Source organism: Massilia sp. Root418, assembly GCF_001425265.1.
GTDB lineage: Bacteria > Pseudomonadota > Gammaproteobacteria > Burkholderiales > Burkholderiaceae_D > Rugamonas.
Window position 1 is genome coordinate 403,023 of sequence record NZ_LMEC01000022.1, and the last position, 20,316, is coordinate 423,338.

Below are 20,316 nucleotides of genomic sequence, written 5' to 3' on the forward strand. Positions count from 1 at the left end.
TACGTGTAAGGGAGTGGCGCAGGGCGCCGGATAAACGGAAGGTGGCGCGGACGCCGGGCGGGCAGCGCTAACGGCGGCCGCGGAACATCTGGGGCAACAGGGTGGCCAGCTGGGCGCGTTCCTCGCCCTGGGCCCGGTGCAGGGCCTGCTGCGGGCCGTGCATGAACTTGGCGGTCAAGCCCTTGGACAGGGCTTCCAGCACCGCGTCGATATCCTCGCCCTTGGCCAGCATCTTGCGCGCGCGTTCCAGTTCCATCTGGCGCATGGCTTCGCTGCTTTCCTGCAAGGTCTGGATCACCGGCACCACCGCGCGGTCGTCCACCCAGTGCATGAAGGACTGCACCCGGGTTTCAATGATGGCTTCGGCCTGGGCCACCGCCGCCTGGCGGTTTTCCATGCCGGTCTGCACCACTTTGCCGAGGTCGTCCACGGTGTACAGGAACACGTCGCTCAGGCGGCCCACTTCCGGCTCGATGTCGCGCGGCACGGCCAGGTCCACCATAAACATGGGCTTGTGGCGGCGCGCCTTGATGGCGCGCTCCACCATGCCCAGGCCGATCAGCGGCAAGGAGGATGCGGTGCAGGAAATCACGATGTCGTAATGCTGCAGGCGGTCCTGCAGGTCGGCCAGGCGCATGGCCTTGGCGCCGAAGCGGTGCGCCAGCTGTTCGCCGCGCTCCATGGTGCGGTTGGCGATGGTGAGGCTTTTCGGGTTCTGCGCCGCGAAGTGCGTGGCGCACAGCTCGATCATCTCGCCGGCGCCGATGAACAGCACGTTTTGCTCGGAAATCTTGTCGAAGATGCGCTGCGACAGGCGCACGGCCGCCGCCGCCATCGACACGCTGTGCGCGCCGATTTCCGTGGTGCTGCGCACTTCCTTGGCCACCGAGAAGCTGCGCTGGAACAGCTGGTGCAGATACGTGCCCAGGCCGCCCACTTCCTCGGCGGTGCGGATGGCGTCCTTGATCTGGCCCAGGATCTGGGTTTCGCCCAGCACCATGGAGTCCAGCCCGGAGGCCACGCGGAAGGTGTGGCGCACCGCGTCGTGCTGCGGCAGCATGTACAAATGCGGGCGCAGTTCGGCGTAGTTGAGCTTGTGGAAATCGGCCAGGAAGTGGCCGCCCGCGTCGAGCGGGTTGGCGACGTGGCTGGCCGCGTACAGCTCGGTGCGGTTGCAGGTGGACAAAATGGCCGCCTCGTCGCTGCCCACCGGGTCGATGCGCTCGAACCACGCGCGCGCAGCCATCACCGCCTGGCCCAGTTGCTCAGGGGCGAACGCCAGTTGTTCGCGCAGCGACACTGGAGCGGTGGTGTGGTTGAGGCCGACGGCAAGCAGTTGCATTTTAGACAGTGTGCGGGCGGGATAGGGAGCTTACCCGTCATTATACCGTGATGTGCCCGGCCCTACCGGCGGCCGGGGCGGCATAGCCCTTATAAGCCCGGGGCTAAAGCCCCGGCGCGGTTCAGGCCCCGAGCTTTTCCAGGCGGTAACCGTAGCTGTACACCGGCACCAGGCGGAAGCCGTTTTCCGGTTTCAACTGCAATTTGTTGCGCACCCGCGAGACGTGGGTGTCCATGGTGCGGGACGGCACGGCGGTTTCGCGTATCCAGACCGCCTCATGGATGTAGGCGCGCGACAGGGGACGCCCGATGTTGCGGAAAAACAGCAGCGCCAGGTAAAACTCCTTGTGCGTCACGTCCAGCACGGCGCCGTCCATCAGCAGGCGGCCCGGGCGGGTTTCGAAGACGTACTGGCCGAATTGCAGCTGTTCGGCGCCGTTCTGGGTGGGATAGGCGCGGCGCAGCAAGGCCTGTACGCGTGCCACCAGCTCGCTGCGGCGCAGCGGCTTGATCATGTAATCGTCGCTGCCGGCGGCCAGCCCGGCCACGATGTCGTCCTCGCCGGACGCGGTGGCGAGGAACAGCACGGGCGCCTGTTCCGGCATTTTTTCGCGCGCGCGGCGCACCACTTCGGCGCCGCCCATGTCCGCCACCTGCCAGTCCAGGATCAGCATGTCGTAGCTGTCCTTGCGCAGATTGCCCAGCAGTTCCTTGCCGGTCGGGAAGGCGTGGCATATATGACCCGCCGAGGTCAGCACCTGGCATATTACGTCGGCTTGGCTGCGGTCATTGTCTAAAACTACGATTCTCATAATGATGGGCGGGTCAAAAGCCGGCAGTGGGGTTGCAGTTATTGTTGAATTATAGTCAATCCAGAGCGACAGAGTGTTAATTACTTCAGAAGTAGAGTTTTCCCGTCCGGAATGACTGATGTTCTTATGCAAACTCGTCGTATGATCACACGGTACACGGATAAAAAAGGCTTTTCAATGGCCTTTGGTACAATTGCGTAACACGAAAAGTGACTATGTTTACAAAGAAAGATGCCAAATGGACATTGATTCCAGCCTCCCACCGGGAGCTGGAAGAGGTGCGCGCGCGCTGCCGGCGCCTGGTGCAGCGCCGCGCGGCGGTGTCGGCCGGGATCTCGGCGGTGCCGATACCGGGGCTGGACGTGGTGTCCGACGTGCGCCTGTTCTCCGAGCTGATCGAAACCGTCAATCGTGAATTCGGCCTCACGCCGGAGCAGGTCGAGCGGCTGCAGCCGCGTTTCCGGCTGCTCGCCTACCAGGCCGCCGTCAATGTCGGCGGCACCATGGTGGGGAAATACGTGACCAGGGAAGTGGTGCTGCGGCTGCTGCAGCGTGCCGGCGCCGGGCTGGTGGCCAGGCAGGCCACCCGTTTCGTGCCACTCGCCGGCCAGGCCACGGCGGCGGCGATCGGCTTTTTCGCCTTCCGCCAGATCGGCTACCAGCACGTGGAAGCCTGCGCCAAGGTGGCGCAGGAAGTGATGCTGGCGCAGCAGAAGGCCGCGCCGCTGTAAAGCTCAGGCGATCAGGCGTCCGGCAGCACCACGTTGACGTCCAGCACCTCCAGGTTGCCCTGGCGGTCCAGCGAAATCTTGATGTCGTCCGCGTTCACCTTGGTGTACTTGGAAATCACCTCGATCAGTTCCTTGTGCAGGGCAGGCAGGAAGTCGGGACCGGCGCGGCCATTGCGTTCGCGCGCGATGATGATCTGCAAGCGTTCCTTGGCGGCGGTGGCCGTCTTCGGCTTGGACGGGAACAGGAATGACAGCAGGGCCATATCACTTTCCTCCGAAAATACGCTGCAGCAGGCCGGGCTTTTCGTAGGTCGTGAAGCGCAGCGGCAGGTCCTGGCCCAGGAAGCGCGACACCACATCTTCATAGGCGTCGGCCACGTCGGTGCCCTTGAAGTGGATGGCCGGGTTACCCTGGTTGGAGGCGTGCAGCACCGATTCCGACTCCGGAATGATGCCGATCAGCGGGATGCGCAGGATTTCCTGCACGTCCTGGTAGGACAGCATTTCGTCCGCTTCCACGCGTTTCGGCGAGTAGCGGGTGATCAGCAGGTGCTCCTTGACCGGCTCGCCGCCCGATTGCGCGCGGCGCGACTTGGCCTGGATGATGCCCAGGATGCGGTCCGAATCGCGCACCGACGACACTTCCGGATTGGTCACCACCAGCGCCTCGTCGGCGAAGGTCAGCGCCATCAGCGCGCCGTGCTCGATGCCGGCCGGGGAATCGCAGATGATGTACTCGAAGCCCATGTTGATCAGCTCGTGCAGCACCGCTTCCACGCCTTCTTCCGACAGCGCGTCCTTGTCGCGCGTCTGCGAAGCGGGCAGGATGAACAGGTTGTCGCAGTGCTTGTCCTTGATCAGCGCCTGGGTCAGCGACGCCTCTTTGTTGATGACGTTGATCAGGTCGTACACCACGCGGCGTTCGCAGCCCATGATCAGGTCCAGGTTGCGCAGGCCGACGTCGAAGTCGATCACCACGGTCTTGTGTCCGCGCAAAGCCAGGCCGGAGGAGAAACTGGCGCTGGAAGTGGTCTTGCCGACACCGCCCTTACCGGACGTTACAACGATAATTCTTGCCACGAATGAGTCCTTTTCAGATTAAGCGCGAGTAGGCGAATTGACAGATAGTATATCGATTCGGTCGCCAACCAGGCTGATTTGTGTGGGTTTGCGCGCGTGCTCGGCAGGGAAACCGTCTTCAAATGTGCTGTAAACGCCGGCAATGGACACCAATTCCGGCGACATCGACATAGCGAAGATGCGCGCGTCGGCGTTGCCGGAGGCGCCGGCCAGCGCGCGCCCGTTGAGGGTGTTGTAAACATGAATACTGCCGTCGGCAATGATCTCGGCGCCGTTGTTCACCACCGCCGTCACGATCAGGTCGCCGCCGCGCGCATAGATGCGCTGGCCGGCGCGCACCGGGGTGTCGATGATCATGGTGCCGGCGGGGGCGCTGCCGGGGGCCATGGTCGGCGCGGCAGTGCCCGACGCGGCGGTCGGGGTCGGCACGGGCGCTTCTTCCTTGGCCGGCGGGCGCGGCTTGGGCGCGGGCTCCTCGTCGCGCTTGCCGCTGTCCAGCGACAGGCCATGCGCCACGATGTCGTCCATCATGTCCGGCGCGGCGTTGCGCACGGCCACCGGATTCAGCCGGTATTTTTTCAGCAGGGCAATCGTTTTTGCCCAGTCGATGGGTTCGCAATTGGGCGCCAGCGAGCCGACGTCGATCACGGCCAGGTCGCCCTCGAAAAAGTCGGGCACGCCGCCGGTCATTTCGTTGAGGGCGGCGTCGAGTGCGAAGCCATCCGAGGTGTACAGGATGGCGGAAACAGCGACTACAGTGGAAATCTTGATTTCGATGGGCTTTTGGAACGAGCTTTTGGACATAAAACGATCAGTAAAGGAGTCGGCTTGGCGGCCCATCGGCCGGGATTTGCCAAAGGCTCAAGCATTTTACTGTGGTTGCGGCAGAAATGGGAGGGCCGTTTGATTGGGGAAACGGCCCGCAAGGCAGGCGGCATGCGGGGTTGGCCGTTCCCGTGCGGGAACGGCCGGGGGCGGGSGGGGCCCGTTGACGGCTCAGGCGGCGCGCAGTTCGCGCGCGGCCGCCACCATATTGCGCAGCGCACTTTCGGTTTCCGGCCAGCCGCGCGTTTTCAGCCCGCAGTCCGGGTTGACCCACAGCTGCTCGGCCGGGATCACGGCGCTGGCCTTCTTCAGCAGGCGCACCATTTCCGCCGTGTCCGGCACGCGCGGGGAATGGATGTCGTACACGCCGGGGCCGATCTCGTTCGGATAGCGGAAGGCGCCGAAGCCGGCCAGCAGCTCCATCGCCGAGCGGCTGGTTTCAATCGTGATCACGTCCGCATCCATGGCGGCGATCTGCGGCAGGATGTCGTTGAACTCGGCGTAGCACATATGGGTGTGGATCTGGGTGCCGTCGCGCGCCACGCTGGCCGACACGCGGAAGGCGCGCGTGGCCCAGTCCAGGTATTCGCCCCAGCGGCTGCGGCGCAGTGGCAAGCCTTCGCGCACGGCCGGCTCGTCGATCTGGATGATGCCGATGCCGGCCTGTTCCAGGTCCGCCACTTCGTCGCGGATGGCCAGCGCGATCTGCAGCGCGGTCAGCGCGCGCGGCTGGTCGTCGCGCACGAAGGACCATTGCAGGATGGTGACCGGACCGGTCAGCATGCCTTTCACCGGTTTGGCGGTAAGCGACTGCGCATGCACGGCCCAGTCCACCGTCATGGCCTGCGGGCGCGCCACGTCGCCGTAGATCACCGGCGGCTTCACGCAGCGCGAGCCGTAGGATTGCACCCAGCCCAGCTGGGTGAAGGTGAAGCCGTCCAGCTGCTCGCCGAAGTATTCCACCATGTCGTTGCGCTCGGCTTCGCCGTGCACCAGCACGTCCAGGCCCAGTTCCTCCTGGCGCGCGATGGCATGGGCGATTTCTTCGCGCATGCTGTGCTGGTACGCTGCGGCGCCGATTTCGCCGCGCTTGAAGCTGGCGCGCGCCGCGCGGATGGCCGGGGTCTGCGGGAAAGAGCCGATGGTGGTGGTGGGGAAGGACGGCAGCTGGAAACGCGCGCGCTGCACAGCCTGGCGGGCAGGGAAGGGCGAGGTGCGGCGGTCGGCCCCGGCCGGCAGCGCGGCAATGCGCGCCGCCACGGCAGGGTTGTGCACGCGCGGGCTGGCGCGGCGGCTGGCGCAGGCGGCGCGCGAGGTGGCCCAGGCGGCGTCGAAGGCGGCGCTGTCGGCGGCGTTGCCGACCACGGCCGCGCCGCCGTTTACGCCGCCGTGTGTGCCGGCGGAGCGCAGCAGCGCGGTTTTCAGCAGCTCCAGCTCGCCCAGTTTCTCGCCGGCGAAGGCCAGCCAGCGCTTGATCCCGGCGTCCAGCGCGGTTTCGTTTTCCAGGCTGAACGGCGTGTGCAGCAGCGAGCACGAGGTGGACAGCCACAGCTTGCCGCCGCGCTTGGCAGCGATGGGGGCCAGCTGCGCCAGCGCCAGGTCGAGGTCGGTGCGCCAGATGTTGCGGCCGTCCACGATGCCCACCGACAGCACCTTGTGCACCGGCAGCCAGTCCGCCACGCTGGTCAGTTCATGCGCGGCGCGCACGCCGTCCACGTGCAGGCCGGCCACCGGCAGGCGGCACGCCAGGCTCACGTTTTCTTCCAGCGGTGAGAAATAGGTGGCCAGCAGCAGCGGCACGCCGACCTGGTTCAGCTGCCAGTAGCTGTTTTCGAAGGCATTGCGCCACGCCGGCGGCAAGTCCAGGCCAAGGATGGGTTCGTCGATCTGTACCCACGCCACCCCTTGCTGCTTCAGGCGGTCCAGCACAGCGCCGTACACCTGCAGCAGCTTGTCCAGCAGGGAGAGACGGTCGAAGCCGTCCGCGCGTTCCTTGCCCAGCCACAGGAAGGTCAGCGGGCCGATCAGCACCGCCTTCACGGCGTGGCCCAGCGCCTGGGCTTCGGCCACTTCGGCAAACAGGCGGTCGCAGGCCAGGGAAAACTCGGTTTCCGGCGAGAACTCGGGCACCAGGTAGTGGTAATTGGTGTCAAACCACTTGGTCATTTCCAGGGCATGCGCATCCTGGTGGCTGTGGGTGCAGCCTTCATGATCATGATGGGCGGAATGCCCGTGCGAGACACCGCGCGCCATCGCGAAATAGCGCGCCAGCTGGCTTTGTCCCGCGCCGAAGCCGAAACGCGCCGGCTCGCAGCCCAGCAGCTGGATATGGTTGGCCACCTGGTCGTAGAAGGCGAAGTCGCCCACCGACACCAGGTCCAGCCCGGCGTCGCGCTGCTGCGCCCAGTGGCGCGCGCGCAGGGCCGCGCCGGCGGCCTCCAGTTCGGCTTCGCCGGCCTCGCCGCGCCAGTGTTTTTCCAGCGCGAACTTCAGTTCGCGCGCCGCGCCGATGCGGGGATAGCCGGGAATATGTGTCTGAATTGATTTCATGAAAGTTGTCATCCGCGTTAAATATTGGTGAGGTAAAGTGTGCGGCAAACGCGTTTATAATCAAAACGAAAGATTTTGCGCCTCAACTTGAAATAAATTAATACAAGGCCCGCCATGCTGGAAATCCGCCACCTTCGCACCCTTAGCGCCCTGCGTTCCGCAGGCAGCCTGGTGCGCGCCGCGCAATTGCTGAACCTGACCCAGTCGGCCCTATCGCACCAGATCAAGCTGCTCGAAGATCGCTACGGTAGCCCGCTGTTTGAACGCAAATCGGTGCCGATCGGCTTTACCGCCACGGGGGCGCGGCTGCTGCGCCTGGCCGACACGCTGTTGCCGGAAATCGAACAGGCCGAACGCGACGTGGCGCGCCTGTCGCAGGGCGACCAAGGGCAGCTGCGGGTGGCCCTGGAATGCCATACCTGCTTCGACTGGCTCATGCCGGTGATGGACGAATTCCGCAAGCGCTGGCCGGAAGTGGAAATCGACCTGGTATCGGGCTTCCACAGCGAGCCGGCCGACCTGCTGCGGGCAGGCAATGCCGACCTGGTCATCGGCTCCGACTACAGCGCCGATTTCGCCACCTTCCCGCTGTTCCGCTTTGAAATCCTGGTGGTGATGGCGCTCAAGCACAGGCTGCAAGCGCAGCGGCGCCTGCAGGCGGCCGACTTCGAAGGCGAAACCCTGATCACCTATCCGGTGCCCGAAGCGCGCATCGACCTGATCCGCGAAGTGCTGCGTCCCGCCGGAATCGGCTTCGAGCGGCGCACTGCGGAATTGACTGTGGCTATTTTGCAGCTAGTCGCTAGCCGCCGTGGTTTAGCGGCTTTGCCAAATTGGGCAATAAAAAATTATGTTGATTATGATTATGTCAGTGCCCGCCCGGTTGGCGAGCAAGGTTTATGGAGCGACTTATTTGTTTCCGTACCGGAACCATTACGGAATAAAGCCTACGTCGTCGACTTCGTTAATGTGATACGCGAACAGTGCGCGGCCACGCTGGATGGAATCAAATTACTGTCGTAGCGTTGATTAATATCAAAGCCTTAGCCCGGCAGAGACGCTAAGATGGAATTTTTTCCACCGCAGGACCGCGTCTATATAAGGAATTCATGTTTAGCCACAAACAGTATTCGCAAGGGCAATCCTTGATAGATGACCATCTCCGCACCGTCTCCGATCTGGCCGCTTTGCAGCAGGACTTTGTAAATGCGGCCCTCGCCAACTCCACGGTTTTTTCCCGGCAAATGTGCAATGTCTTAAATGGCACGGGCGTGCTGTTCTTTGAAGCAACCGAGCAAATGCAAGGGTTATTCAACCACACGCCCAACAAGTCGTTAAAATGAATGCACCGCTAATCTTAATCACCTGACCACTCGGTTGGAAACTCTGGAGAATCAAATGGATGATGTAGTTATCGTAGCCGCCGGCCGCACCGCAGTCGGCAAATTCGGCGGCAGCCTGGCCAAGATTCCGGCAGCCGAACTGGGCGCCCATGTCATCAAGGGCCTGCTGGCCAAGACCGGCCTGGACGCCAACCTGATCAGCGAAGCCATCCTCGGCCAGGTCCTGACCGCCGGCGTGGGCCAGAACCCCGCCCGCCAGGCTGTCATCAAGGCCGGCCTGCCGACCAGCATTCCCGCCTACACCATCAACAAGGTGTGCGGCTCGGGCCTGAAAGCTACCCACCTGGCCACCCAGGCCATCAAGTGCGGCGACGCCAGCATCATCATCGCCGGCGGCCAGGAAAACATGAGCGCCTCGCCGCACGTGCTGAACGGCTCGCGCGACGGTTTCCGCATGGGTGACGTGAAGATGACCGACACCATGATCGTGGACGGCCTGTGGGACGTGTACAACCAGTACCACATGGGCGTCACCGCCGAGAACGTGGCCAAGAAATACGACATCTCGCGCGCAGCGCAGGACGAGTTCGCCCTGCAGTCGCAGCTGAAAGCCGAAGCGGCGCAGAAGGAAGGCAAGTTCAAGGACGAGATCATTCCGCTGGAAATCGCGCAGAAGAAGGGCAGCATCGTGTTCGACGCGGACGAGTACATCAAGCCGGGCTCCACGCTGGAAGCGCTGGCCGGCCTGCGTCCCGCCTTCAACAAGGAAGGCAGCGTCACGGCCGGTAACGCCTCCGGCCTGAACGACGGCGCCGCCGCCGTCATCATGATGACCGCCAGCCAGGCGCGCGAACTGGGCCTGACTCCGCTGGCCAAGGTCAAAGCCTATGCCTCGTCCGGCATCGATCCCGCCTACATGGGCATGGGCCCGGTCTCGGCCGCCAAGCTGTGCCTGAAAAAAGCCGGCTGGACCCCGGACGACCTGGACCTGATGGAAATCAACGAAGCCTTCGCCGCCCAGGCGCTGGCCGTGAACAAGGAAATGGGCTGGGACACCAGCAAGATCAACGTGAACGGCGGCGCCATCGCCATCGGCCACCCGATCGGCGCCTCCGGCGCCCGCATCCTGGTGACCCTGCTGCACGAAATGGTGCGCCGCGACGCCAAGAAAGGCCTGGCTTCGCTGTGCATCGGCGGCGGCATGGGCGTGGCGCTGGCAGTCGAGCGCGCATAACCGGCAATAACAGGCAATAGCAGTAGGCAGTTCAGTTCTTTTAGTGTTCGAAACAATAAGAGGGGATGACAAATGGCAAGAATTGCATTGGTAACAGGTGGTATGGGTGGTCTGGGCGAAGCGGTCTGCATCAAGCTGGCCGCACTGGGCTATAAAGTGGTCACCACGTATTCCCCGAGCAACAAGAAAGTAGACGAATGGCTGGCCACGACGCGCGACATGGGTTTTGATTTCAAGGCTTACCCGTGCGACGTGGCGGATTACGACTCGGCGCAAGCCTGCGTCGCCGCCATCGTGAAGGACATCGGCCCGATCGACGTGCTGGTCAACAACGCCGGCATCACGCGCGACATGACCTTCAAGAAAATGGACAAGCTGAACTGGGATGCGGTGATGAGCACCAACCTGGACTCCGTGTTCAACATGACCAAGCCGGTAGCGGACGGCATGGTGGACCGTGGCTGGGGCCGCATCATCAACATTTCGTCCGTCAACGGCCAGAAGGGCGCCTTCGGCCAGACCAACTACTCGGCCGCCAAGGCCGGCGTACACGGCTTCACCAAGGCGCTGGCGCTGGAAGTGGCGCGAAAGGGCGTCACGGTCAACACCATCTCGCCGGGCTACATCGGCACCAAGATGGTGACCGAGATCCCGCAGGAAGTGCTCGATTCGAAGATCCTGCCGCAGATTCCGATGGCCCGCCTGGGCAAGCCGGAAGAAGTGGCCGGTCTGGTGGCTTACCTGGCCTCCGAGGAAGCAGCCTTCGTCACCGGCGCCAACATCGCCATCAACGGCGGCCAGCACATGTCCTAAGACAGGCTGGCAGCTGGACCAGGAAGCACCGCGCAAGCGGTGCTTTTTTTTTGCCCGGCGGCGTAGCACAATGCGGCAGAGGAGAAACTTTATGGACAGACATTTGCCGGAAGGCGGCCTGGCGCTCGACAGCCTGGCCGAACAGATGCTGCAGCCCGGCGTAAAAGGCTTGCCGCTGACCGAACCGATGCGCCAGGGTGCCATCGCCGTGCAGCGCTGGAACGTGCTGCGCGGCGACACCAGCTACCCGGTGGCGGTGCTGAAGGAATCGGCGCTGCTGCACAACCTGGACTGGATGGAGCGCTTCTGCGCCCGCTACGGCGCGGTGCTGGCGCCGCACGGCAAAACCACCATGAGCCCGCAACTGTTCGGCGCGCAGCTGGCCAGCGGCGCCTGGGGCATGACGCTGGCCACCGCCGCGCAAGTGCAGGTGGCCTGCCGCTTCGGCGTGCGCCGGGTGCTGCTGGCCAACCAGCTGGTGGCCCCGGCCGACATCCGCGCCATGCTGGCGCTGTTGCGGGACGACCCCGGCTTCGAGTTCTACGCACTGGTGGATTCCGAAGAGGGCGTGCAGCGCCTGTCGCAAGCGGCGGCTGAAGCCGGGCTGGCGCGGCCCCTGCCGCTGCTGGTGGAACTGGGCCTGCCCGGTAAGCGCGCCGGCTGCCGCACGGCCGCCGAGGCGATGGCGGTGGCGCGGAAGGTGGCCAGGGCGCCCGGCCTGCAGCTGGCCGGCATCGAAGGCTACGAAGGCCTGCTGCAAGGCCACGACCGCGCCGCCAGCGTGGAGGCGGTGCGCGCCTTTGTGGCGCAGCTGGCCGCGCTGGTGCGCCAGGCGGACGGCGAGCAGCTGTTCGGCGGCGAGCAGATTTTGCTGTCGGCCGGCGGCTCCGCCTATTTCGACCTGGTGGCGCGCGGCTTCGCCGGCCTGGCGGCCCTGTCGCGCTCCGTGCTGCCGGTGCTGCGCAGCGGCTGCTACCTGACCAACGACCACGGTTCCTACCAGGACCTGACGCACGATATCGCCGCGCGCGAACACGCGGCCGACGGCCTGCGCCCCGCGCTGGAAGTGTGGAGCATGGTCACCTCGCGCCCCGAGCCCACGCTGGCCATCCTCAGCATGGGCAAGCGCGACGCATCGTACGACCAGGAGCTGCCGGTCGCGCTCTACACGCACCGCCCCGATGCCGGCGGCGCGCTGGAGCCCACTGGTCTGCCGCCCGGCTGCCGCATCGAGAAAATGAACGACCAGCATGCCTACCTGCGCCTGCCCGAAGGCGACGCGCTGTGCCAGGAACTGAAAGTGGGCGACCTGGTGGGCTGCGGCATCTCGCACCCCTGCACCACCTTCGACAAATGGCCGCTGCTGCTGGTGGCCGACGATGCTTATACTGTGCGCTACGCCGTGAACACCTTTTTTTGAAAGACACCACATGCCCGATCCGAACCCGTCCCTGTTCCCCGCCATCGCGCCGCTGCGCCACGGCATGCTGGAAGTCGACGCGCTGCACACCATCTACTGGGAAGAGGTGGGCAATCCGAACGGCGTGCCGGTGCTGTTCCTGCACGGCGGCCCGGGTGCCGGCCTGTCGCCCGCGCACCGCCGCTTCTTCGACCCGCAGCAATACCGTGTGATCCTGTTCGACCAGCGCGGCGCCGGCAAGTCCACCCCGGTGGGCGAGTGCCGCAACAACACCACCCAGCTGCTGATCGGCGACATCGAGCGCCTGCGCGCCATGTTCGGCATTGAACAGTGGCTGGTGTTCGGCGGCTCCTGGGGTTCCACGCTGGCGCTGGCCTACGGCCAGGCCCACCCCAAGCGCTGCCTGGGCTTCGTGCTGCGCGGGATCTTCCTGTGCACCCAGCCCGAGATCGACTTCTTCCTGGAAGGCGCGCGCTGGTTCCACCCGGACGTGTACGACGAATTCGTGGCCCACATCCCGGCCGAAGAGCGCGGCAACCTGCTGCAGGCCTACGTCAAGCGCATCATGAGCGACGACCCGGCCGTGTACTGGCCGGCGGCGCGCGCCTGGAGCCGCTTCGAGGGCCGCCGCGTGTTCCTGCTGCCGCAGCCAGAGGAAGCGCCGTCGGACGCGCTGGACCTGGGCGTGGGCCGCCTGGAATCGCACTACATGGCCAACCTCGGCTTCTTCGAGGACGGCCAGCTGCTGCGCAACGTGGACCGGATCGCCCACCTGCCGGCGGTGATCGTGCAGGGCCGCTACGACGTGATCTGCCCGCCGGTGTCGGCCTGGAGCCTGCACAAGGCCTGGCCCGGCTCCGTGATGAAGATGATCCCGGACGCCGGCCACGGCGCCATGGAGCGCGGCATTTCCGCGGCGCTGGTGGCGGCCACCGAACAGTTCAAGCGCCTGCGCCGCTTCGAGTAAGGCCCTGCGGCCTGTTACACTACGGTCTGGACCCTGCAAGTAACAAGACAAGCAAGAACAAGCAAGAACGCGCAATGAACATACAAGTCGGCGATATTGGACACATCATTCAACTGGCGATCGCGCCGGTATTCCTGCTCACGGGCGTCTGCACCAACCTGATGGTGCTGACCAACCGCCTGGCGCGCATCATCGACCGCTCGCGGGTGCTGGAAGACCGGCTCGATGTCGGCTACAACGACAACTACCTCAACGAGCTTGACGTGCTATACCGGCGTTCGCACCTGATCAACGTGTCGATCGGCTCCTCGACCGGCTGCGGCCTGCTGATTTGCCTGGTGATTGCCATGCTGTTCGTGGGCGACACCACCAACGTCACGCTGGACAAATATATCGCCGGCCTGTTCGTGCTGGCCATGCTGGGGCTGATCACCAGTTTCGTCTACCTGCTGCGGGAGATCTTCATCGCTTCCAACGCCATGCGCGCGCACCGCCACGTGCGCCACCCCATCCAGAAATAAGAGAAACACTGCGCCATGCACGACTATCAACGCCCCCCGACCCTGTACCGCTACGGCGAGCGCAGCGACCTTGAACTGGCCCTGACGCAAGGGCAGTTCATCCTGCACCCGGCTTCCAACTGCCTTACGCTGAGCTTCTCCAAGGCGTGGGACCGCAAGCTGTTCGACCTGTTCACGGCGGACGCCTGCCTGGTCATCCACAACACCGAAGAATTCGGCGAGCGCATCCACCGCGCCGTGCAGCGCGCGCTGCCCAGCTGGGCCGGCATCGACGGCGCCGTGGAGTACGGCCACCGCGCTGCGCTCGGCGCTGCCTTCACCAAGACGGCGGCGGAAAAGCAGGAGCGCGAATGGCAGTTCGCCTGGCGCGCCATGCAGGCCAACCTCAGTCTCAATTCGGTGATGATCAAGATCGGCAGCATCGAGCAGTTCGCCGAGCTGCGCGGCCCGGACTACGCGGCGCAGTAAGCCGCGCAATAAGCCGCGCGGTGCACTACGGCGTGAGCAGGTTCCTGGCCGCCGTGCTGTCCGGTCGGTCCATGCGCGCCAGCACGGCGCCCATCATGCGTTCGATGTCGCCGCGGATGATATTCGTGCCCAGCAGCCCGGGCACGTAGAAATTCGGCACCAGGCGGCCGGTATAGATCACCTTCGTCCCGCCCTCCGGCTGCGGGAACAACTCCCAGCGCGATTCGTAGTGCTTCATGTCGCCCGAAATCAGGGCGATGTCGATGCTCTGCATCGGCGTTTCCGTGGCGCGCACGATCAGGTGAATGGATTTGGACATGAACAGGAAGCGCGCCGTCCCGTACTGCTCGATGATCACCTCATTGCCATTGCGCGACAGCACCCGGCAGGACGCCATGTCCGGCACGAACTCGTTCATCCGGTCATAGGTGGTGAGCGTCTTCCAGACGGTGGCCAGGGGAGCCTGCACGATGCCGCTGGCATCCACTTCGTACAGGTGCAGCCCGTCCTGGGTCACCCGCGTGACAGCGACTTCCAGTTTCGGCAGTTCAAGTTTCTGCCCCTGCGCGAGTAGCGGCGCAGAAATGCTGAATAACAAAATGGCAAACAATCGCTTCATCTGTTCAGCGTAAGGGAATAACTGTCAGAATACAAGTACGGCACAATACGCTTACAAAATAAGTGTTTACGTGACGTTGGAGTATTTTAGTAACATTGGTCTAGAGAAAACGGCTCTAATGCGGAGATCGCTGTCGACCATACCAACTATCATAATGACAACTCCACACTTCCCCCACCTGCTGGCCCCGCTCGACCTCGGCTTCACCACGCTGCGCAACCGCGTCATCATGGGCTCGATGCACACCGGCCTGGAAGACCGCTTCTACAACTATGGCAAGCTGGCCGCGTTCTACAAGGAGCGCGCCAAGGGCGGCGTGGGCCTGATCGTCACTGGCGGCATCTCGCCCAACCGTTCCGGCTGGCTGCTACCCTTCGGCGGCACCCTCAATTTCCTGGGCGACGTGCCCAACCACCGCAAGGTCACCAGCGCCGTGCACGAAGAAGGCGGCAAGATCCTGATGCAGATCCTGCACGCGGGCCGCTACGGCTACCAGCCCTTCGTCGTCTCCGCCTCCGACCGCAAGTCGCCCATCTCGCCGTTCAAGCCGCGCGCGCTGAGCGAAGCCGGCATCCAGGCCACCATCCGCGACTACGTGCGCTGCGCCAGGCTGGCCAGGAAGGCCGGCTACGACGGGGTGGAAGTGATGGGCAGCGAAGGCTACCTGCTGAACCAGTTCTTGTGCTCGCGCACCAACCTGCGCACCGACCGCTGGGGCGGCAGCATTGAAAACCGCATGCGCCTGCCGGTGGAAATCGTCAAGCGCATCCGCGCCGCGGTGGGGCCGGACTTCATCATCATGTACCGCCACTCGCTGCTCGACCTGGTCGACGGCGGCAACACCTGGGACGACGTACTGGCCGTGGCCAAGGCGCTGCAGCACGCCGGCGTCACCATCCTCAACACCGGCATCGGCTGGCACGAGGCGCGCGTGCCCACCATCGTCACCTCGGTGCCGCGCGCGGCCTTCGCCAGCGTGGCCGGGCGGCTGCGGCGCGAAGTGACCATCCCCGTGGTGGCATCGAACCGCATCAACATGCCGGGCGAAGCGGAAGCCATCATCGCGCGCGGCGACGCCGACATGGTGTCGATGGCGCGCCCCTTCCTGGCCGACCCCGAGTTCGTGGTCAAGGCGGCGGCAGGGCGGGTGGACGAGATCAACACCTGCATCGGCTGCAACCAGGCCTGCCTGGACCACACCTTCTCCAACAAGCGCGCCAGCTGCCTGGTCAACCCGCGCGCCTGCCACGAGACGGAGCTGGTCTACAAAGCCGCCGCCAAGCGCCGCAAGGTGGCTGTGGTGGGTGCCGGACCGGCGGGCCTGTCGGCCGCCACGGTGGCCGCCGAATGCGGCCACGAGGTGACCCTGTTCGACTCCAGCGACAGCATCGGCGGCCAGTTCAAGGTCGCCATGCAGATTCCGGGCAAGGAAGAATTCGCCGAAACCATCCGCTACTTCAAGCGCAAGGTGGAACTGACCGGCGTGAACCTGAAGCTGGGCCAGCGCGTCACGCGCGACGACTTGCTGGCCGGCGGCTATGACGACGTGATCGTCGCCACCGGCATCAAGGTGCGCAAGCCGCCGATCGAAGGCATCGAACACCCGAAAGTGCTGTCCTACCTGGACGTGCTGGCGCACAAAAAGCCGGTCGGCAAGCGCGTGGCCATCATCGGCGCTGGCGGCATCGGCTTCGACGTTGGCGAATACCTGCTGCACGACTCGCGCCACGCACTGCCGCTGGCGGTGGACACCTGGACCAGGGAATGGGGCGTGGACCTGAAAGCCACCACCGGCGGCGGCCTGGTGGAGCCGCACGCGGAAGAGCCGGTGCGCCAGCTCTATCTCTTGCAGCGCAAGACCACCAAGCTGGGCGCCGGCCTGGGCAAGACTTCCGGCTGGGTGCACCGCGCGGTCCTGGCGCGCAATGGCGTGGTCATGCTGGCGGGCGTACAGTACAACAAGATCGACGACCACGGCCTGCACATCACGGTAGACGGCGGCGAGCGCCTGCTGGCGGTGGACAACGTCATCATCTGCGCCGGCCAGGACAGCCTGGCCGAGCTGATGCCGCCGGCCGGCGCCGCGCCCGCAGCGCCGGGCGCCACCCGCTTCCACAAGATCGGCGGCGCCGCCCTGGCCTCCGAGCTCGACGCCAAGCGCGCCATCAAGGAAGGCGCCGAGCTGGCCGTCAGCCTGTAGCCGGCGGATGGTGGCGGATGGTGGCGGATGGTGGCGGGTTACGCCGGCTCGCGCCGGCTAACCCGCCCTACTAAAAATTTCCTGATTCCGTAGGGCGGGTTAGCGCGGCGCCAGGCGCCGCGCGTAACCCGCCGTTGCGCCGCCAGCGCCGCTAATGCGCCGCCCCCTTCTGCGCCTGCGCAAATTCTTCGGCCACGAATTCTGCCATGCCATTGGCCAGCTCATGCTCGCCGATAAAGATCTTGCCCGCGCGCTCGCTTCTCAGCAGCTCCGCCTCCTCCTCGCTGTGCGTGCGCACCACGGTCTTGATGCCGGGATTAAGCGCGCGCGCCGTCTCCACCATGCTGCGCACGTGGAAAGTATCCGGCGTCGCGATCACCAGCATCCGTGCGCGCGCGATGTGCGCCTGGATCAGCACCGCCGGCTCGCCCGCATTGCCCGCCACTGCCGGAATGCCATCCCGGCGCAGCTGGTCCACCACCTCGCGGTTCTGTTCCGCCACCACGAAGGGAATATGCTGCGCGGTCAGCGCGGCGGCGATACGGCGGCCCACGCGGCCATAACCGACCAGCACCACCTGGTCATGCAGCTTCTCCTGCGGCACCGTCATCGGCAGCTCGGCCAGCGGGTCGGCACTGCGGTCGAACTTCGCGGCCAGGCCGGCGTTGCGGCCGAACCAGCGCTCCAGCGGCTTCACCGCCGCGAACACCAGCGGATTGAGCGCGATCGAGATGATGGCGCCGGCCAGGATCAGGCTTTGGCCCTCCTGCGGCATCAGCTTGAGCGACAAACCCAGCGCGGCCAGGATGAACGAGAACTCGCCGATCTGCGCCAGGCTGGCCGACACCGTCAGCGCGGTGCGCAGCGGATAGCGCAGCACGATCACCAGCACATAAGCTGCGATGGATTTGCCGAACACGATGATGGCTACCACCGCCAGCAGCTTCAATGGCTGCCCGGTCACGATGGCCGGATCGAACAGCATGCCCACCGACACAAAGAACAGCACCGCGAACGCGTCGCGCAGCGGCAGCGACTCCTCGGCCGCGCGGTGGCTCAGCTCCGATTCGCGCAGCACCATGCCGGCGAAGAAAGCGCCCAGCGCGAACGAGATACCGAATAGCTTGGTGGCGCCGTAAGCGATGCCCACCGCCGCCGCGATCACGCACAGCGTGAACAGCTCGCGCGAGTTGGTGCGCGCCACCTGCCACAGCAGCCAGGGGAAGAGTTTGCGCCCGATCAGCAGCATGAAGGCGACGAAGCCGCCCACCTTGCCGAAGGTGATGGCCAGCGTCTGCCACAGCGGGGTAGCCGCGGCGGCGGCGCCTGCGGCCGCGTGGCCATGGTCCGGCGCGGCCCCGCCCAGCGAGGAGGCCAGCGGCGGCAGCAGCACCAGCACCAGCACGGTCACCAGGTCCTCCACCACCAGCCAGCCGACGGCGATGCGGCCGTTGAAGGAATCGAGGATGCCGCGCTCCTCCAGCGCGCGGAGCAGCACCACGGTGCTGGCCACCGACAGCGCCAGGCCGAACACAAGTCCGCCGCCCAGGCTCCAGCCCCACCAGTGCGCCAGCGCCATGCCCATGCCGGTGGCCGCCGCGATCTGCAAAATCGCGCCCGGCAGTGCGATGCGCCGCACTTCCCACAGGTCGTCGAGCGAAAAATGCAGGCCCACGCCGAACATCATCAGCATCACACCGATTTCCGCCAGCTGGCCGGCCAGTACGGTATCGGCCGCGAAGCCCGGCGTCGCCGGTCCGATCAGGATGCCGGCCGCCAGATACCCCACCAGCGCAGGCAGTTTCAAGCGCGTGGCAGCGAAACCGAAGATGAGTCCGAACCCGAGGGCGGCAGCAATGGTGGTAATCAGCGGGATGTCATGGGGCATGCGGGCGGGGTTCCTGTAGGGTGAATGACAAGCCCAAGGGTAGCACACGCCCGCGCCCAGGCAAGCTCAGCCGCATTCTCCCAACCCCGGGGTCTGACCCCGAAGTGTGGAAAATGCGGCTCAGCTTGCTTGTGGGAGGAGGACTAGGGGGGTGGGACTAGCTCGCGCACCGCCACCGCGATGAGCACCGCCATATTGTGATCCTCTACTTCGGTGCCAGCTACACGAAGCAAGCTGAGCCGCATTTTTGCCAACCTCGGGGTCAGACCCCGATGTGTGGAAAATGCGGCTCAGCTTGCTTGTGGGAGGGGGACTAGATGTGTGGGATTACAACTTGCGCACCACCACCGCGCCGATCGAGTAGCCGGCGCCGAAGGAGCAGATCACGCCCAGCGCGCCCTGCGGCAGGTCGTCGTTGTGCTTGTGGAAGGCGATGATGGAGCCGGCCGACGAGGTGTTGGCGTAGCTGTCCAGGATCACCGGCGCTTCGCCCGGCTCGGCGTCGCGCCCCAGGATCAATCGGCTGATCAGCAGATTCATGTTCAGGTTGGCCTGGTGCAGCCAGTAGCGGCTCACCTGCGGCACTTCCAGCCCGGCGCGCGCGATGCTTTCCTTGATCATGTCGGCGGCCATCGGGCACACGTCCTTGAACACCTTGCGGCCCTGCTGCTTGAACAGCTTGTCCGGCTGGCCCACGCCGTCCTCGTCGAAGCGGTTCAGGAAGCCGAAGTTGTTGCGGATGTTGTTGGAGAAGCTGGTCTTCAGCTTGGTGTCCAGGATTTCCCACTGGTGCTTCGACACCGCCGCGTCCTTCGCTTCCACCACGATGGCGGTGCAGGCGTCGCCGAAGATGAAGTGGCTGTCGCGGTCGCGCCAGTTCAGGTGGCCGCTGGTGATCTCGGGATTCAGCACCAGCACCGCGCGCGCCTGGCCGCTTTGCACCGCCGCCACCGCCTGCTGGATGCCGAACGTGGCTGAGGAACAGGCGACGTTCATGTCGAAGCCGTAGCCGTCGATGTTCAGCGCCTGCTGCACCTCCACCGCCATGGCCGGGTAGGCGCGCTGCAGGTTGGAGCAGGCCACCAGCACCATGTCGATGTCGGCGGCGCTGCGGCCGGCGCGGTCCAGCGCCTGCTGCGCGGCGGCCACGCAGATTTCAGCCTGCAGCGACAGCTCGTCGTCCGCGCGCTCGGCAATGCGCGATACCATGCGCGTCGGATCCAGGATGCCTTCCTTCTCCATCACGTAGCGCGCCTTGATGCCGGACGCTTTCTCGATGAAGCCCACGCTGGACGGCTCCAGCGCCGTCACCGTGCCGGCTTCGATGGCGGCCGCGTTCTCGGCGTTGAACTGTTCAACATAGGTGTTGAAGCAGGCGACCAGTTCTTCATTGCTGATGGAGTTCGCTGGCGTGAATAGGCCGGTGCCGCTGATGACGACTTGTTTCATATTCTTCAATCTTTCTCTTGTGGATAGGGCTGTCGCCTTTTATGGGAGAAATTCT

General features: G+C 64.9%; 19 protein-coding genes. 10 read left to right on the top strand and 9 right to left on the bottom strand.

Going from position 1 to position 20,316, the window contains the following annotated elements; genetic code table 11:
* Positions 1-67: 67 nt before the first annotated feature.
* A complete protein-coding gene (gene hemA, locus ASC94_RS22390) occupies positions 68-1,342 on the bottom strand; it encodes a glutamyl-tRNA reductase (RefSeq protein WP_056400816.1) in 1,275 nt (424 codons plus the stop codon).
* 121 nt (positions 1,343-1,463) lie between these two features.
* On the bottom strand, positions 1,464-2,153 hold the full coding sequence (locus ASC94_RS22395) for a response regulator transcription factor (protein WP_056400819.1): 690 nt from the start codon (positions 2,151-2,153) through the stop codon (positions 1,464-1,466).
* Between the two features lie 215 nt (positions 2,154-2,368).
* Here ASC94_RS22395 and ASC94_RS22400 point away from each other — a divergent pair, with 215 nt between their 5' ends.
* Positions 2,369-2,884, top strand: a complete 516-nt coding sequence (locus tag ASC94_RS22400) for a hypothetical protein (RefSeq protein ID WP_056400824.1) — start codon at positions 2,369-2,371, stop codon at positions 2,882-2,884.
* A gap of 11 nt (positions 2,885-2,895) precedes the next feature.
* Here ASC94_RS22400 and minE read toward each other — a convergent pair whose 3' ends face one another.
* The 4 genes from minE to metE all read right to left on the bottom strand — a co-directional run bounded on the left by minE (position 2,896) and on the right by metE (position 7,339).
* Positions 2,896-3,147: a cell division topological specificity factor MinE gene (minE, locus tag ASC94_RS22405; RefSeq protein ID WP_056400827.1), complete on the bottom strand. Its 252-nt coding sequence runs from the start codon at positions 3,145-3,147 to the stop codon at positions 2,896-2,898.
* Between the two features lies 1 nt (position 3,148).
* Positions 3,149-3,964, bottom strand: coding sequence for a septum site-determining protein MinD (gene minD, locus ASC94_RS22410; protein WP_056400829.1), 816 nt, complete (start codon positions 3,962-3,964; stop codon positions 3,149-3,151).
* Between the two features lie 18 nt (positions 3,965-3,982).
* On the bottom strand, positions 3,983-4,768 hold the full coding sequence (gene minC, locus ASC94_RS22415; RefSeq protein WP_056400832.1) for a septum site-determining protein MinC: 786 nt from the start codon (positions 4,766-4,768) through the stop codon (positions 3,983-3,985).
* Positions 4,769-4,960: 192 nt separating this feature from the next.
* On the bottom strand, positions 4,961-7,339 hold the full coding sequence (gene metE / locus ASC94_RS22420; protein ID WP_373888133.1) for a 5-methyltetrahydropteroyltriglutamate--homocysteine S-methyltransferase: 2,379 nt from the start codon (positions 7,337-7,339) through the stop codon (positions 4,961-4,963).
* Positions 7,340-7,453: 114 nt separating this feature from the next.
* Between metE and ASC94_RS22425 the strand changes: the two genes are divergently transcribed.
* From ASC94_RS22425 to ASC94_RS22460, 8 genes are all read left to right on the top strand, one after another.
* On the top strand, positions 7,454-8,362 hold the full coding sequence (locus ASC94_RS22425) for a LysR family transcriptional regulator (RefSeq protein ID WP_056400837.1): 909 nt from the start codon (positions 7,454-7,456) through the stop codon (positions 8,360-8,362).
* Between the two features lie 86 nt (positions 8,363-8,448).
* Positions 8,449-8,682, top strand: a complete 234-nt coding sequence (locus ASC94_RS22430) for a hypothetical protein (RefSeq protein WP_056400840.1) — start codon at positions 8,449-8,451, stop codon at positions 8,680-8,682.
* A gap of 55 nt (positions 8,683-8,737) precedes the next feature.
* Positions 8,738-9,916 carry an acetyl-CoA C-acetyltransferase gene (locus ASC94_RS22435; RefSeq protein WP_056400843.1) on the top strand — a complete coding sequence of 393 codons (1,179 nt, stop codon included), beginning with the start codon at positions 8,738-8,740 and terminating at the stop codon, positions 9,914-9,916.
* A gap of 72 nt (positions 9,917-9,988) precedes the next feature.
* On the top strand, positions 9,989-10,729 hold the full coding sequence (phbB, locus tag ASC94_RS22440; RefSeq protein WP_056400845.1) for an acetoacetyl-CoA reductase: 741 nt from the start codon (positions 9,989-9,991) through the stop codon (positions 10,727-10,729).
* 91 nt (positions 10,730-10,820) lie between these two features.
* Positions 10,821-12,149, top strand: a complete 1,329-nt coding sequence (locus tag ASC94_RS22445) for an amino acid deaminase (RefSeq protein ID WP_056400847.1) — start codon at positions 10,821-10,823, stop codon at positions 12,147-12,149.
* A 10-nt stretch (positions 12,150-12,159) separates the two neighbouring features.
* Complete coding sequence (pip, locus tag ASC94_RS22450) at positions 12,160-13,116, top strand: prolyl aminopeptidase (protein ID WP_056400850.1); 957 nt, start codon at positions 12,160-12,162, stop codon at positions 13,114-13,116.
* Between the two features lie 74 nt (positions 13,117-13,190).
* A complete protein-coding gene (locus ASC94_RS22455; protein WP_056400853.1) occupies positions 13,191-13,637 on the top strand; it encodes a DUF2721 domain-containing protein in 447 nt (148 codons plus the stop codon).
* Positions 13,638-13,652: 15 nt separating this feature from the next.
* On the top strand, positions 13,653-14,105 hold the full coding sequence (locus tag ASC94_RS22460; RefSeq protein ID WP_056400856.1) for a hypothetical protein: 453 nt from the start codon (positions 13,653-13,655) through the stop codon (positions 14,103-14,105).
* Between the two features lie 25 nt (positions 14,106-14,130).
* Here ASC94_RS22460 and ASC94_RS22465 read toward each other — a convergent pair whose 3' ends face one another.
* Positions 14,131-14,724, bottom strand: a complete 594-nt coding sequence (locus tag ASC94_RS22465) for an SRPBCC family protein (protein ID WP_056400859.1) — start codon at positions 14,722-14,724, stop codon at positions 14,131-14,133.
* Between the two features lie 154 nt (positions 14,725-14,878).
* On the opposite strand from ASC94_RS22465, the gene ASC94_RS22470 reads away from it, so the two are divergent.
* On the top strand, positions 14,879-16,924 hold the full coding sequence (locus ASC94_RS22470; protein ID WP_056400863.1) for an NADPH-dependent 2,4-dienoyl-CoA reductase: 2,046 nt from the start codon (positions 14,879-14,881) through the stop codon (positions 16,922-16,924).
* Positions 16,925-17,075: 151 nt separating this feature from the next.
* On the opposite strand, the gene ybaL is transcribed toward ASC94_RS22470, so the two are convergent.
* Together ybaL and ASC94_RS22480 are read right to left on the bottom strand one after the other, a co-directional pair.
* Positions 17,076-18,812: a YbaL family putative K(+) efflux transporter gene (gene ybaL, locus ASC94_RS22475; RefSeq protein ID WP_056400866.1), complete on the bottom strand. Its 1,737-nt coding sequence runs from the start codon at positions 18,810-18,812 to the stop codon at positions 17,076-17,078.
* Between the two features lie 327 nt (positions 18,813-19,139).
* Positions 19,140-20,261 (bottom strand): beta-ketoacyl-ACP synthase III, encoded by a 1,122-nt coding sequence (locus ASC94_RS22480; RefSeq protein WP_056400869.1) that lies wholly within the window; start codon positions 20,259-20,261, stop codon positions 19,140-19,142.
* Between the last annotated feature and the right edge of the window lie 55 nt (positions 20,262-20,316).

Excerpts from the sequence above, each read along its gene's own strand:
- phbB (WP_056400845.1), top strand. The coding sequence starts at position 9,989 with ATGGCAAGAATTGCATTGGTAACAGGTGGTATGGGTGGTCTGGGCGAA.
- ASC94_RS22445 (WP_056400847.1), top strand. The coding sequence starts at position 10,821 with ATGGACAGACATTTGCCGGAAGGCGGCCTGGCGCTCGACAGCCTGGCC.
- ASC94_RS22455 (WP_056400853.1), top strand. The coding sequence starts at position 13,191 with ATGAACATACAAGTCGGCGATATTGGACACATCATTCAACTGGCGATC.
- ybaL (WP_056400866.1), bottom strand. The coding sequence starts at position 18,812 with ATGCCCCATGACATCCCGCTGATTACCACCATTGCTGCCGCCCTCGGG.
- ASC94_RS22395 (WP_056400819.1), bottom strand. The coding sequence starts at position 2,153 with ATGAGAATCGTAGTTTTAGACAATGACCGCAGCCAAGCCGACGTAATA.
- ASC94_RS22480 (WP_056400869.1), bottom strand. The coding sequence starts at position 20,261 with ATGAAACAAGTCGTCATCAGCGGCACCGGCCTATTCACGCCAGCGAAC.
- ASC94_RS22470 (WP_056400863.1), top strand. The coding sequence starts at position 14,879 with ATGACAACTCCACACTTCCCCCACCTGCTGGCCCCGCTCGACCTCGGC.
- pip (WP_056400850.1), top strand. The coding sequence starts at position 12,160 with ATGCCCGATCCGAACCCGTCCCTGTTCCCCGCCATCGCGCCGCTGCGC.
- ASC94_RS22435 (WP_056400843.1), top strand. The coding sequence starts at position 8,738 with ATGGATGATGTAGTTATCGTAGCCGCCGGCCGCACCGCAGTCGGCAAA.
- minE (WP_056400827.1), bottom strand. The coding sequence starts at position 3,147 with ATGGCCCTGCTGTCATTCCTGTTCCCGTCCAAGCCGAAGACGGCCACC.
- ASC94_RS22465 (WP_056400859.1), bottom strand. The coding sequence starts at position 14,724 with ATGAAGCGATTGTTTGCCATTTTGTTATTCAGCATTTCTGCGCCGCTA.
- ASC94_RS22400 (WP_056400824.1), top strand. The coding sequence starts at position 2,369 with ATGTTTACAAAGAAAGATGCCAAATGGACATTGATTCCAGCCTCCCAC.
- metE (WP_373888133.1), bottom strand. The coding sequence starts at position 7,339 with ATGAAATCAATTCAGACACATATTCCCGGCTATCCCCGCATCGGCGCG.
- ASC94_RS22425 (WP_056400837.1), top strand. The coding sequence starts at position 7,454 with ATGCTGGAAATCCGCCACCTTCGCACCCTTAGCGCCCTGCGTTCCGCA.
- ASC94_RS22430 (WP_056400840.1), top strand. The coding sequence starts at position 8,449 with ATGTTTAGCCACAAACAGTATTCGCAAGGGCAATCCTTGATAGATGAC.
- ASC94_RS22460 (WP_056400856.1), top strand. The coding sequence starts at position 13,653 with ATGCACGACTATCAACGCCCCCCGACCCTGTACCGCTACGGCGAGCGC.
- minC (WP_056400832.1), bottom strand. The coding sequence starts at position 4,768 with ATGTCCAAAAGCTCGTTCCAAAAGCCCATCGAAATCAAGATTTCCACT.
- hemA (WP_056400816.1), bottom strand. The coding sequence starts at position 1,342 with ATGCAACTGCTTGCCGTCGGCCTCAACCACACCACCGCTCCAGTGTCG.